Origin of the sequence: Streptomyces caeruleatus (assembly GCF_001514235.1) — a bacterium.
GTDB lineage: Bacteria > Actinomycetota > Actinomycetes > Streptomycetales > Streptomycetaceae > Streptomyces > Streptomyces caeruleatus.
Window position 1 is genome coordinate 585,586 of the sequence record NZ_KQ948928.1, and the last position, 12,983, is coordinate 598,568.

At 70.1% G+C, this 12,983-nt stretch carries 9 protein-coding genes; 1 reads left to right on the plus strand and 8 read right to left on the minus strand.

The annotated features are described in order from the left end of the window. Window positions 1–172: 172 nt before the first annotated feature. Window positions 173–2,584, plus strand: coding sequence for an NACHT domain-containing protein (locus AQJ67_RS18045; protein ID WP_062719911.1), 2,412 nt, complete (start codon window positions 173–175; stop codon window positions 2,582–2,584). Between the two features lie 10 nt (window positions 2,585–2,594). On the opposite strand, the gene AQJ67_RS18050 is transcribed toward AQJ67_RS18045, so the two are convergent. From AQJ67_RS18050 to AQJ67_RS18085, 8 genes are all read right to left on the minus strand, one after another. Then, complete coding sequence (locus AQJ67_RS18050; protein ID WP_062719913.1) at window positions 2,595–3,404, minus strand: ABC transporter permease; 810 nt, start codon at window positions 3,402–3,404, stop codon at window positions 2,595–2,597. 1 nt (window position 3,405) lies between these two features. Then, window positions 3,406–4,212: an ABC-2 family transporter protein gene (locus AQJ67_RS18055; protein WP_062719915.1), complete on the minus strand. Its 807-nt coding sequence runs from the start codon at window positions 4,210–4,212 to the stop codon at window positions 3,406–3,408. Between the two features lies 1 nt (window position 4,213). Further along, a complete protein-coding gene (locus AQJ67_RS18060; RefSeq protein ID WP_062719917.1) occupies window positions 4,214–5,221 on the minus strand; it encodes an ABC transporter ATP-binding protein in 1,008 nt (335 codons plus the stop codon). A gap of 150 nt (window positions 5,222–5,371) precedes the next feature. After that, window positions 5,372–8,245: a glycoside hydrolase family 2 TIM barrel-domain containing protein gene (locus tag AQJ67_RS18065; RefSeq protein ID WP_062719919.1), complete on the minus strand. Its 2,874-nt coding sequence runs from the start codon at window positions 8,243–8,245 to the stop codon at window positions 5,372–5,374. A gap of 28 nt (window positions 8,246–8,273) precedes the next feature. Further along, entirely contained in the window at window positions 8,274–9,170 is an 897-nt protein-coding gene (locus AQJ67_RS18070; protein ID WP_062719923.1) for a carbohydrate ABC transporter permease, read from the minus strand. Next, window positions 9,167–10,132 carry a carbohydrate ABC transporter permease gene (locus AQJ67_RS18075; RefSeq protein WP_062719924.1) on the minus strand — a complete coding sequence of 322 codons (966 nt, stop codon included), beginning with the start codon at window positions 10,130–10,132 and terminating at the stop codon, window positions 9,167–9,169. The genes AQJ67_RS18070 and AQJ67_RS18075 overlap by 4 nt, the downstream gene beginning before the upstream one ends. Before the next feature lie 20 nt (window positions 10,133–10,152). Further along, window positions 10,153–11,418, minus strand: a complete 1,266-nt coding sequence (locus tag AQJ67_RS18080) for an ABC transporter substrate-binding protein (RefSeq protein WP_062719925.1) — start codon at window positions 11,416–11,418, stop codon at window positions 10,153–10,155. A 193-nt stretch (window positions 11,419–11,611) separates the two neighbouring features. Further along, window positions 11,612–12,859, minus strand: a complete 1,248-nt coding sequence (locus AQJ67_RS18085) for an ROK family transcriptional regulator (RefSeq protein ID WP_062719927.1) — start codon at window positions 12,857–12,859, stop codon at window positions 11,612–11,614. Window positions 12,860–12,983 lie beyond the last annotated feature (124 nt).

Genomic DNA, 12,983 nt, shown 5'->3' on the forward strand with positions numbered 1-12,983 from the left:
AAGGGCTGTGGGGGAAACAGTGAGCGCCCCCGCCGTGGCGCGCTGGGTGGCGCGCGGGTGGCGTGCGCTTCAGTGCTTCCGGGAGGGGGAACTTCCGGCTGCTGCGAGGGCCTCCGTCCACGTTCCCCGAGGTGAGTGCGTGTGCGCTCGCCGAGGGACGTGGAGGGGGAACATGGCGCGAAGCTCGCAGCATCTGAGGATCAAGGTGCTGTTGTTCATGGGGTCCGTGGCGATCGGGGTGGTCATCGGGGTCGCCGTGTACATCGGCTTCTCCATGGGAGGCGGGCAGGACCGGAGTCCGGTGGAGGAGCAGGGCGGCGGACGGGGCAATTCGACGTTGGTGAACGTCCTGCCGCTCCTCGCGGCCGTCATCAGCTCGATCATCACGCCCCTCCTCACCCGGCTCCTCGGCACCCCCTCGGAGAACCCGGCGGACCGGGTCCCCCTGGCGGCGGAAGCCCTCGCCCGGAAGGTGCGCGGCGAGCGCAAGGCGGAGGCCAGGCTGCGCCGGCTCCAGGACCCGGCCCCGATGGACATCCGCTGGACGCGCGGCGACGCCTGTCTCTCGGACCACCGGCACAACGTGCCCGACGACGCGACCCTGGCCGGGGCGCCGGAGGGGCACGGCGGCGTCGCGGAACTGGCGGCCGCCTTCGCCGCCCATCCGCACCGCCGCGTGGTCGTCCTCGGACCGGCCGGCTCCGGCAAGAGCGTCCTCGCCAACCGCGTGACGCTCGCCTACCTGGAACGAAGGGAGAGAGGCCGGGCCGTGCCGGTGGTCCTCCCGATCGCCTCGTGGGACGTACGGCGTGACGGTCTGACGGACTGGATCGTGCGCTGCCTGGCCGCCCAGTACGAGGTGCTGGGCACGACCGCCCCCGCCGAGGACGTGGCACGCGAACTGCTGGACCGTGAGCTGATCCTCCCGGTCCTGGACGGCTTCGACCAACTTCCAGAATCAGTACGGCCGTTGGCGATGCGACGGCTGAACGCCGAGTTGGACGCGAGTGTGCCGCTGCTGCTCACCAGCCGACCGGACGCCTACGCGGCCACGGTCGCGTCGACGGACGTACTGACCGCCGCCACCGTGCTCGAACTCCTCCCCGTCCCGCTGGAGACCGCCTGCGCGTATCTGGCGTCCGGCGCGCCTCCGCTGCGCAACGCCGACGGACAGCTGGAGACCACCTGGGCGCCGGTGCTCCACCGGCTGCGGCACGACCCCGAACGGACACCCGCCGCCGCGCTGCGCACCGTCCTGGGCTCCCCGCTCATGATCGCCATGGCCCGGCAGGTCTGCGACGGCTCGCGCGAGGACCCCGACCGGAACCCGGCCGTACTGCTGGAGGATCGCTTCAGCACCCCGGAACGCATCGAGCGCCACCTCCTCGACGCATACGTACCGGCCGTCTACGGCCCCTCCTCGGGCGCCCCCTGGACGGCCCGGAAGGCGCGGCGCCAGCTCTGGTTGCTGGCCCGGCACGCCCAGGACCACGGCGGCGGCACCATCGCCTGGTGGCGGCTGGAGGCCGAACTCCCGTGGCCAGTACGGTGGTTCGCTCCTCCGCTGCTCGCCTCGGTCTGCTCCGGGACGCTGCTGGCCCTGCTGGCGCTGGCCCTGCCCGGGCACGCCTTCAAGACGTACTTCGGCCTCACGCCGGCGGCACTGCTCTTCCCGCCGGCCGTGGCCGCCTGGACCGTCGGGTTCGGCCTGACCCTCGCGATCCTCTCCTACGACCGTCCGAGCTGGACGGAGAGCGAGCGGCGACGCCGGTCCGCGAGCCGCCGGGCGCTGCTGGTGACGGCCCTCGTCGCGCTCGAACTCCTCCACACGTGGCTGTCCGCCGAGCAGGTGTCGGAGCGGGTGTGCCAGGAGACCCGGCAGCTGAGCCTGGGTGTGACCGCGGCACTGCTCGTCGCCTTCTTCGACGCCCGCCGCACCGCGCAGCCCCTCGCACTGCCCGGACGCGACAACGTCACGGTGATCGTGCAATGGCTCGGCCGGGGGCTGCTGTTGGGCACGGTGCTGGGGGCACCGACCGGAGCGCTGACCTGTTTCCTCAACACCTGCCTGGACCAGGGCCGGGACCCGGGGTGGTCCGCCGGGCTGGCACTCGGCTCGGGCGCGCTCATCGGCGGCTTCGTCGGCTGCGTGGCGGTGCTCGCGATGTCCGTCTTCCACGCCGGCGCACGCGCGGTCGACGTCCAGGCGGTGCCCTCCCCGGAGCGGAGCCTGACCCAGGACCGCAGGACGGCCCTCGTACGGGCCGCCCTGGTCGCCCTCCTCTCCTCACTGCTCCTGCTCGCCGCCCGTCTGCCGAGGGCCGGCGAGGCGGGCGGCATCGAGCAGATCTGCGGCTGTCTGTGGCTGTCCCTGGCCCCGGCCACCCTGGTCCTGAGCGCCTGGGGCCGGTTCCTCACCGCACGGGTGTGGTTCGGGCTCACCGGACGCCTGCCCTGGCGACTGCTGGCCTTCCTCAAGGACGCGCACGCCCGCGGTGTGCTGCGTCAGACGGGCGCGCTGTACCAGTTCCGCCATCTGCGGCTCCAGGAGCGCCTGTCCGCACGGCCTCCGGGGCGGGGGTGAGCACATGGCGTCATCCGTTCACCCCCGAGTAGTGCCCCAACCCCCACCGCCACAGCCACCGCGCCCCCAGGTACGCCACCAGCCCCAGCAGGGGCGAGGACGCCGCCAGCCAGTACGGGACGGAGGTGTCGTGGCCCGTGAGGACCGCGGCCGGGAAGTACGCGACGAACGCGAGGGGGAGGGCGAAGGTGAGGAATCCGCCGACCGCCTTCGGAAGGACGTTCAGCGGGTAGCTGCCGAAGGTGCCGAGGAGCTCCTCCAGCCAGCGGCCCCAGTAGTCGGCGGCGGGGAAGCGCAGACAGGCCGAGGCGACCACCGTGAACAGGGCCGCCTCCAGGAGCATCCCGCCGATCACCGCGGCGATCAGATAGGAGACCCGGCCCGCCGACCAGTCCAGGGTGCTGCGGCTGAGCGCGCCCGCCATCAGGCCCGCCGCGACCGTCAGGTCGCCGATCGCGTTGGTCGGGAAGTAGGCGAGCTGGACCTGGCGGTGCACCGGCATCGGACGCAGGAGGTAGATGTCGATCAGCCCCTCCTGCACCTGGCGGCCGATGAAGTGCATCCGGCCCAGCAGCAGCACGAACAGACCGTGCGCGAGCATCCGGATCGCCGGGATGAGCAGCACGTCCGAGCTCTCCCAGCCGCCCATCCCGGTGAACCGGGCCAGCAGCACCGTCGCGAACACGATCACCGACATCTGCCAGATCGCGCCGATCGCGATGTTCAGCAGGAACTCGGTGCGGTACTCCATCGAGGAGCGGATGTTGAGCAGAGAGATGCGCCAGACGAGACGCAGGGACTTCACGGCTTTCGACGACATCTCAGCCTCCCTGCGAGATCACGCGTCGCGCGGCCCGCCGCCACACCCACCGGGTGAACAGCGCCAGCACCACCACCCAGGCGGCCTGGACGGCCAACTGGGCTCCCGCGTCGGACAGTTCGATCCGCCCCACATAGATCGACAGCGGCACGCTCAGCGTCGCCTGGAAGGGGAGGAAGCCGCTCAGCGTGATGAACCAGTCGGGGAAGAACCACAGCGGCGCGTACACGCCCGACAGCAGGTTCTGCGCGAAGATCAGGATCAGCATCGCGGAGTTGTTGCGGATGGTGAAGAAACACATCTGGTCCAGCAGCAGCATGACGTAGTACAGGACCCACTGGCCCAGCAGCATGCTCACGGCGAACATCCCCGCCACGGCCGCCGACCCGGGTGGTTCCACCACCCCCGCGGCCAGGCAGACCACATACCCGAACAGGGCCCACGCCAGCCCGTACAACTGCTCGCCGAGGGCGCGCACGGCGTAGTACCGCTGGGGCGGCAGCGGACGCAGGTACCAGTAGACGATCGTGCCGAAGTGCATGTGCTGCAGCACGGTGTCCCGGCCCGCGTACTGGTCCAGCTCCCGCAGCCGGGAGGCCAGTACGGCCAGGACGGCGTACGTGACCGCCTGGTCCCGGGTCAGTCCGGCGGTGCTGCCGGTGTGGGAGTAGAGGCCGCGCCACAGCGACGCCACCAGGACCACCTGGACGGTCAGCCGGAGCAGGACGGCCGTCATCCGGGGCGGCGTGTGCAGTTCGCCGAGCGGCGTGACGCGGGCGGCGCGCCAGCCGTGCAGTACGGACGCCATCTCAGGCTCCTTCTGCCACGGTCTCGGCATGCACGTACGCGGCCCGCATCACGTCCTCCAGGTCCGCCTCGTCGAGCGCGAGGTCCGTCACCTCGTACCGCTCGATGACCTGCTTCAGCGCCTGGTGCACGGTCGGCGCGTCGGGGCCGTCCGGACCGAAGACGGCCTGCGGGCCGTCGCGGCGCAGCAGTGCGATCCCGGGCAGGGGACCGACCTCGGTGTGCGGGTCGGCGAGCGTCACCCGCACCTGCCAGGTCGAGCCGAACTCGCGGCGGATCTCGTCGAGCGTGCCGTCCAGGACGAGCCGGCCGTGGTTGATCAGCACGACCCGCTCGGCGAGCCGCTCGACCTCCGTCATGTCATGGGTGGTGAGCAGCACCGTACGGCCGCGCTCCTCCACCTGGTGCCGCAGGAACTCCCGCACCTGCTCCTTCACCACCACGTCCATGCCGATGGTGGGTTCGTCGAGGAAGACGACCGGCGGGTCGTGCAGCAGGGCGGCCGCCAGGTCGGAGCGGACGCGCTGGCCGAGCGAGAGGTGGCGGACCCGGGTGTCCCAGAAGGAGGACAGGTCGAGGAGGTCGTCGAACTCCCGCAGCCGTGCCGCGTGTTCGGCCCTCGGCACCTCGTAGATGTCCCGCAGGATCGCGAACGACTCGCGTACCGGGAGGTCCCACCACAGCTGGGTGCGCTGCCCGAACACGGTGCCGATGTTGCGGGCGTTGCGCTCCCGTTCCTCGTACGGCACGACCCCGGCGACCCGGGCCTCGCCCTCGGTCGGGGTGAGGATGCCGGTGAGCATCTTGATGGTGGTGGACTTGCCGGCGCCGTTCGGGCCGAGGAGGGCGAGGAGTTCGCCGGGGGCGACGGAGAAGGTCACGTCACAGACGGCGTGTTCGGCGACGCGCTCAGGGTTGACGAGTGAGCGCAGTGCGCCCGCGAAACCGGGGCGGCGGATCGTGGTGTGGAAGGTTCGGGACAGACCGCGAACCTCGATATTGCCATTCAAGCGACATCAACTCCCTTGTGGTGAACACCAGTTGCGGCCGGTCGGCATTGCTGCCGACCGGCCGCTGGTGGCTCTCCGACCGTGTCGGAAAGTCGATCAATCGGTCAATCGATTTTCGGGTGCTTCACCGAGCCTTTTCGCTGCGCCCGCTCACTCGGCCACGGAGAACACGAACGAGAACTCCGCCGGCTCCGCCTTCAGGAAGTACTGCGGCAGCGGACCCGGACCGCAGGACTGCGAGCCGATGCCGTGCTGGCCGTGGTCGAGGTTGACCCAGACCGTGTCGCCCGGCGTGAGGTCGGTCAGGTGCCGGGCGGCGTCCAGCTGCTCGTTGGTCCAGCGGCGGGCGCTGAACCAGAACTCCGGGGCACCGTCGATCCGCAGCCCGCCGAGCTCCACCCAGCGGACGTCGGCACGTGCGCCGTTCTCCTGCGGGCGGACGTACGGCGTCTGGAGCTCCTCGATGCTCGCGTCCCACTGCAGGTGCCGCGCCGCGGCCCTGGTGTCCGGGTAGGCCTCGCCGCCACTGCCGTACCAGGCCGCGGAGTCGGTGCCCTCGGCCGGCAGCCCGAAGCGGACGCCGAGCCGGGGCAGCGGCACCTTCCAGTCGCCCTCCGGAGTGACCGAGACGGTGAGCCGCACGCGCGTACCGTCGGACGTCCACCGGTACACGGTGCGCAGCCCCACCTCCCGGGCGGCGGGCGCCACCCGGGTCCGGACGACCAGCGCGTCGCCGTCCGACTCCACGCCCTCGATCCGGTGGCGCATGCGGTGCAGGCCCAGCTGCCGCCACAGCACGCCCCACCGGGTGTCGTCCTGCCAGGACGCGCCCTCGTCGTTGTCGGTGGTGGCGCGCCACACGTCCAGGCGCAGCCCGGTGACGTCGACCCCGCCGATGGAGCGCAGGGCACCGCTGCGGGCGTCGAACGTGGCCGGGCCGAGCGTGATCCGGTCGCCGTCGGCCGTGGGCCCGGCACCGGTGGCGGCCGGGAGGGGAGCGCGCGACGCGACCGTCCGCTGCGCCCACGCCACCTCATGGCCCTCGCCCGCCCAGGGGGTGTCCTCGGCGAGCAGCGCGCGGACCGTCCACTGGACCTCGGCGCCGTCCCCGTCGGGCGCTGACGCCGGCAGCTTGACCTCCGCCGACTCACCCGGCGCGAGCGGCGGCACGGCGAGTGTGTGCGCCCCGGTGGGGAATCCGTCCACCTGGTACGAGAACTCGAACCGCAGGTGCGAGAGGTCGCCGAAGTCGTACGCGTTCGTCACGCGCACGGTGCCGTCCGCGCCGTCACCGTCGATCCGGACCGGCTCGATCACCTTCTTGTACTCGACGAGCCCCGGCGACGGCGTCCGGTCCGGGAAGATCAGCCCGTCGCAGACGAAGTTCCCGTCGTGCAGCTCCTCGCCGAAGTCACCGCCGTAGGCGTAGCCCAGCTCGGGGTGGGTCACGCCGTGGTCGATCCACTCCCAGATGAAGCCGCCCTGGAGGCGCTCGTAGCGCTCGAAGAGCTGCTGGTAGTCGGCGATCCCGCCCGGGCCGTTGCCCATCGCGTGCCCGTACTCGCACTGGATGAAGGGAAGCTCGCGCCGCTTGAGCGTGCCGCCGTCCAGGTTCTGCCCGATGCGCTCGACCTCCTGGTGGTCGGCGTACATCCGCGAGTACACGTCGGTGTCCCGGCAGTCCCAGTCGCCCTCGTAGTGCACGAGGCGCTCGGGGTCCCGGCCGTGGATCCACTCGGCCATGGCGGTCAGGCCGCGCCCGGTGCCGGCCTCGTTGCCGAGGGACCAGAACACGATCGACGGGTGGTTCTTGTCCCGCTCGACCATGCGGGCCGCGCGGTCCAGCAGGGCCGGGGTCCAGCGGTCGTCGTCGACGGGGTTGTCCCGCCAGGCCTGCTCGGTGAAGCCGTGGGTCTCCAGGTCGCACTCGTCGATGACCCACAGGCCGTACTCGTCGCACAGGTCCAGGAAGGCCGGCTGCGGCGGGTAGTGCGAGGTGCGCACCGCGTTGAGGTTGTGCCGCTTCATCAGCAGGACGTCCTCGCGCATGGTCTCCAGGTCCAGTGCGCGTCCCTTCTCGGGGTGCCACTCGTGCCGGTTGACGCCCTTGAAGAGGATCGCCCTGCCGTTGACCTTGACCAGGCCGTCCTCCAGGACGACCGTACGGAAGCCGATCCGCAGCGGCACCCGCTCGCCGGCCGTGACCAGCTCGCCGTCGTACAGCTTCGGCGTCTCCGCCGACCACGGCTCGACCGCGACCGTCACCGGCTCACCGGTCGCAACATCGATGTCGAGGGCGGGCACGGACACCCGCCCGTCGACGTCGGAGTCGACGCGCAGGGTGCCCTCGCCCGTGGTGTGGTCGTAGGAGGCGTGCACGAAGAAGTCGCCCACGCTGCCCGTCGGACGGTGCAGCAGGGTGACGTCACGGAAGATGCCCGGCAGCCACCACTGGTCCTGGTCCTCCAGGTAGGAGCCCGCCGACCACTGGTGCACCCGGACGGCGAGCACGTTCCCGGCCGGCTTCAGCAGCTCGGCGACCGCGAACTCGTGCGGCAGCCGGGAGCCCTTGAACTCGCCGAGCTCCGTGCCGTTGAGCCAGACGCGGGCGCAGGACTCGACACCGTCGAAGCGCAGGACGGCACCGCCGTCGGCAGGCCAGTCGGCGGGCAGGTCGAAGACCCGTACGTGGTCGCCGGTCGGGTTCTCGGTCGGCACGTGCGGCGGGTCGACCGGGAAGGGGTAGAGGTGGTTGGTGTAGATGGGCGACCCGAACGCGCCGTCGCCCTGCAGGACCCAGTGGCCGGGGACCGTGACCTCGGCCCAGTCCCCGGCGTCGTACCCCTCCTCGGCGAACGAGTCGTCCTCGGCGTCGGCGGTCGCCGACAGCCGGAACCGCCAGCTGCCGTTCAGGGACAGGGACTGCGCGTCCGAGGTGGCGTACCAGGCGCGGGGCGCGAGGGCCCCGGTGCCGGGCGAGACGTCCTCGACGTAGTCGACGGAGGGGGTGGTGCGGAAAGACATCGGTCTCCAGCTCTTGAGAGGAAGGGCGTCAGCCCTTGATGCCGGTCTGTGCGATCCCCTGCACCAGCCAGCGCTGGAGGAAGAGGAAGACGAACACCAGGGGCAGGATGGAAACGGCCGTCGCCATGAAGATCATGTGGAAGACGACGGTCTGGTTGGTCATGTAACTGGACAGCGCGACCTGCACGGTCCACGAACTGGGATCCTGCCCGATGACCAGCGGCCACAGGAAGGCGTTCCAGCCCGCGATAAAGGTGATGGTCGCCATCGCGGCGAAGAAGTTCAGCGAGTTGGGTACGACGACACGCCAGTACGCACCCCAGTAGCCCAGGCCGTCCATGCGTGCAGCCTCCTCCAGCTCCTTGGGGAAGCCCAGGAAGTACTGCCGAAAGAGGAAGCAGGTGAAACCACTGAACAGGCCCGGGATGATCAGCCCCCGGTAGGTGTCCACCCAGCCGAGCGAGGAGACCAGCACGAAGCTCGGCACGAAGGTGACCGCGGTCGGGACCATCAGGGTGCCCAGGACGGCGTAGAACACCTTGTTGGCGTGCTTGTACGGGATACGGGCCAGGCCGTAGCCGGCGAGGGAGCACACCAGCAGGACGCCGACGGTGTGCAGGGTGGCCACGACCGCCGAGTTCCACAGGGACTGGGCGAAGGGGACCGTCTCGTCGCCGAAGAGCTCGCTGATGTTGCCCCACTGGATGTCCGTGGGGAAGAACTTCCAGGTCTCGCCGGTGATCTCGGCGTCGGTGGAGAGGGCGTTGCGGACGAGGATGTAGAACGGGATCAGGAAGAGGAGGGCGGCGACGCCCGTGGCGATGTAGAGCCCGGTGGAGCTCATCACGCCGTTACCGCGCCTGACGCGGCTGGGCGTGTCCGACGCCGGTGCGGACTTGCGCACCTTGGGGATGGTGGAGGTCACTTGGACTCGTCCCCCCTTCCGAAGCCCATGATCTTGCCCTGGAGCAGGGTCACGGCACAGATCAGCACGGTCAGGATGAGCGCGCCCGCGCTGCCGGCGCCGTAGTCCTGGCTCTCGCCCAGGGCCTTGTAGTACAGCTCCATGAGGGGCGGGCGGCCCCAGGTGGTCTTCGACAGCAGGTTGAAGAACTCGTCGAAGGCCTGGTAGGCGGCGACGAGCAACAGCAGGATCACCGCGGTGGACGTGGCCCGCAGCTGGGGCAGGGTGATGTGCCAGAAGGTCTGCCAGCCCGACTTGGCGCCGTCGATGGCGGCGGCCTCGTACAGCTCCTCCGGGATGTTCTGCAGCGCGGCGATGAACAGGATCATGTAGAAGCCGGACTGCAGCCAGAGCCGGGCGGTCACGATGACCAGCCAGTACCAGGGTGGGTTGGGGTCGATCAGCCAGGCGATGTTCTCGACCCCGAACCAGCCGAGGACCGTGTTCATCAGGCCGAAGCGGACGCCGCTGAAGATGGACATCTTCCAGATGAGCGACGCGGCGACATAGCTGACCGCGGTCGGCAGGAAGAAGACCGAGCGGAAGAACGCCCGCATGAAGCGCATCCGGTTCACCAGCAGGGCGAGGCCCAGCGACAGCGCCCAGGTGGTGGGCACGATGAACGCGGCGAAGACGGTGAAGGTGCCGAGGGAGCCGACGAAGTCGTCGTTCGTCAGCATGTACGTGTAGTTGTCGAACCCGACGAACTTGTCCGGCGTGACGGTGAAGCGGGCCTCGAAGAAGCTCAGCCAGAGGCTCCAGAGGATCGGCGCGTAGACGAAGATCGCCAGACCGATCAGGAACGGCCCGGTGAAGAGCCAGAAGGTGAACGTGGGGCTGCCCCGCAGACCCCGCCGCGGCTTGGCCGAGGAGGCCTTCGCCGTGGCGGGGCTCGCGAGGTCGAGCTTGGTGGTCGTCGACATGTCGTGGTCCGTCCCGCGGCCTATCCGAACAGCTTCTTGAGCTCGCGGTTGACGGCCGTGTCGCACCTGTCGAGGGCCTTCTCCGGGTCCATGTTCTTGCGGACGGAGTTGGCGAAGACGTCCTCGAAGGCGGTGCGCATGGCCTGGGTCCAGCCGATGTTGTCGAAGTGCCCGAACTCGTTGAAGAGGCGGACCCCCTCAGCGGCGTTGCCCGACTTGAGCTTGGTGGCCGTCTCGGCGATCGAGGTGCGCGGCGGGATGTGGAAGCCGTAGGACGTGGCCCAGTCCTCCTGGTACTCCTTCTGATCGATCCACAGCCACTTCACGTACTCCTTGGCCGCGTCCACGTTCTTGCCCTTGGCGTTGACGAACATCGACCAGCCGCCGTTGTAGACCGACGCCTTTCCGGAGTCCGTGACCTTCGGGAAGGGGAAGACTCCCCAGTCGTCGCCGAGCGCGTCCTGGATCGCCGGCATCGCCCACATGCCGCAGAACTGGATGGCGCACAGGCCCTGGTTGAACGAGGAGGGGTCCCACGACTCGGTCGGGGCGCCGAGCAGGAGGTTGCCGCTGGTGAACAGCGTGCGCATCTTCTTCAGGCCCTCGACGACGCCGTCCGTGTGGTAGGCGATCTGGTTCTTCTCGTCGAGGTGCTGGGCGCCCGACGACCAGATCAACGTGTCGTTGACGCTGTGCAGGTCGTTGCCCATGTACAGGCCCTTGACCTTGCCGGTGGTGAGCTTGTCGGCGGCCTCCATCAGCTCGTCGAACGTGGTCGGCACGTCGACCTTGGCCTTCTCCAGCATCGACTTGCGGTAGAAGAAGAACTGCGGGTCGTCGATCATCCGGACGCCGTATATCTTCCCGTCGACCGTGTGCGACTTGATGTCGGCCGGGTTGAAGTCGTCCTTGACCGGGTCGATGATGTCGGTGAGGTCCGCCACCTGGCCGCTCTTGACCATCTGGATCTGCGGGTGGAACTCGAAGAGATCCGGCGCGTTGTCGGTGAGCAGGGCCGAGAAGAGCTTGCTCTCGAAGTCCGCGCTGGTGATCCACTGCGTGGTCACATTGGCTTCCTTGTACGCCTTCGCGTACCGCTTGATGGCCTGCTCGGTGCCCGCCTCGCCGTACGCGTGGAACATCTGCACGAGGTTCGTGCCCGAACCAGATCCGCCGCCGCGGCCGTTGTTGCCGCCGCACGCGGCGAGCCCGCCGGCGGCGGCCAGACCGAGCGCGGCCCTCAGTGCGGTGCGGCGGTCGAAGTTCCTGTTGCTCAATGCCGACATGCTGACGTCCTTGTCTCGAGTACGGCTTGCGGCTCTGCGCCCGTTGCCTGTGGCTGGAGCGGCTCAGCGCCAGTTGGCTCAAAGGGGGTTGCGGTGCGGGACGTTAACCTTCGGCTAAGGCTTCGGCAAGGGGTTGGACGAAGTCTGTACGAAGCGTTGTGCAACGTTCGGCATACCGGACGTGACGGGGGTGCTAGGAAGGCGGTGCGGTACGGCTCCTGGCGGGCGCCGCGGTCCGCTTTGCCTGCCTCTGTCCCACCGATTGCAAGGCGCCCTCAAGCGCGAACGTGGCCGCGCCGAGGCACACCGGGTCGGTGGGAATCGGGGAGAGGACGATCCGCGTGGCGGCCATCGGCCGAGGCAGCGCGTGCCGGGCGACGGCCGCACGCACCTCGGTGACCAGGGGGTCGCCCAGGGCGGCCGCGACCCAGCTGCTGAGCACGACCACCTCCGGGTTGAACAGGTTGACCAGGTCCGCGATGCCCGCGCCGAGGTAGCGGACGGTGTCGCGAAGCGCCTTGAGCGCCACCGGGTCGCGTCCCCGCACTCCCCGGGCGAGCGCGTCGATGGTGGCCGTCTGGTCCTCCGGGTGCAGCAGCGCGCTGTCCGCGCTCAGCTCCCGCAGGGTCAGCATGATCCCGGACGCGCCGACGTACGCCTCCACGCAGCCGTGCCTGCCGCACCGGCACAGCCGGCCGTCCAGCACGATCGTGGTGTGGCCCCACTCGCCGGCGCTGTTGCTGACGCCCCGGTGCAGCCCGCCGCCCAGGACCAGGCCGGCGCCCACACCGGTGCCGAGGTTGACCACCACGGCGTCCCCGCTGCCGCGCGCCGCCCCGAACCACAGCTCGGCCACCGCGCTGGCCCGCAACGGGTTGTCCAGGTACAGCGGGTAGGCGATGTGCTCGGTGAGCAGCTCCAGCAGCGGCACGTCGTGCCAGTCCCAGTTGGGCGCGTACTCGGAGGTGCCGGTGGCCCGGTCCACCTGCCCCGGCACGCTCACGCCGACGCCGAGGACACGCGCGCCCTCGATGCCGGCCTGCGTCACCACCGAGCCGACGGCGGCGGCGACATGCCCCACCACCTGCTCGGGGAGGCTCTCGCCCGGGCGGACGTCCTCCTCGGCGCGGGCCAGCACGTTCAGCCCGAGGTCGAACAGCTCGACATGGACGTACGTCTCCGCGATGTCGACGCCGATCAGGGCGCCGCCGGACGCGTTGACGGCCACGAGTCCCCGGGGGCGGCCGCCGGCCGAGTCCTCGAACCCGACCTCCGTGATCATGCGGAGGTCGAGCAGCTCGCCCACGAGCGTGGCGACCGTGGCGAGACTGAGCCCGGTGGCGGCCGCCAGCTCCTGCCGGGAGGTGGGCGACGCGGCGATGATCTGGCGCAGCACCTCGTAGCGGTTGGCGGTGCGGATGTCGCGTGATGTGCGCTTCACCGGGCGTGTCCCCCGTCCCTTCGCTCAGCCGGGTCGTCGTCGGCACCGGCGCGGCCGCAAGGCTATGGCGTGCGGGACCTTTCGACAAGGGGTTAGGAAAGGGGGTTTACGAAGTCCTCCAAGG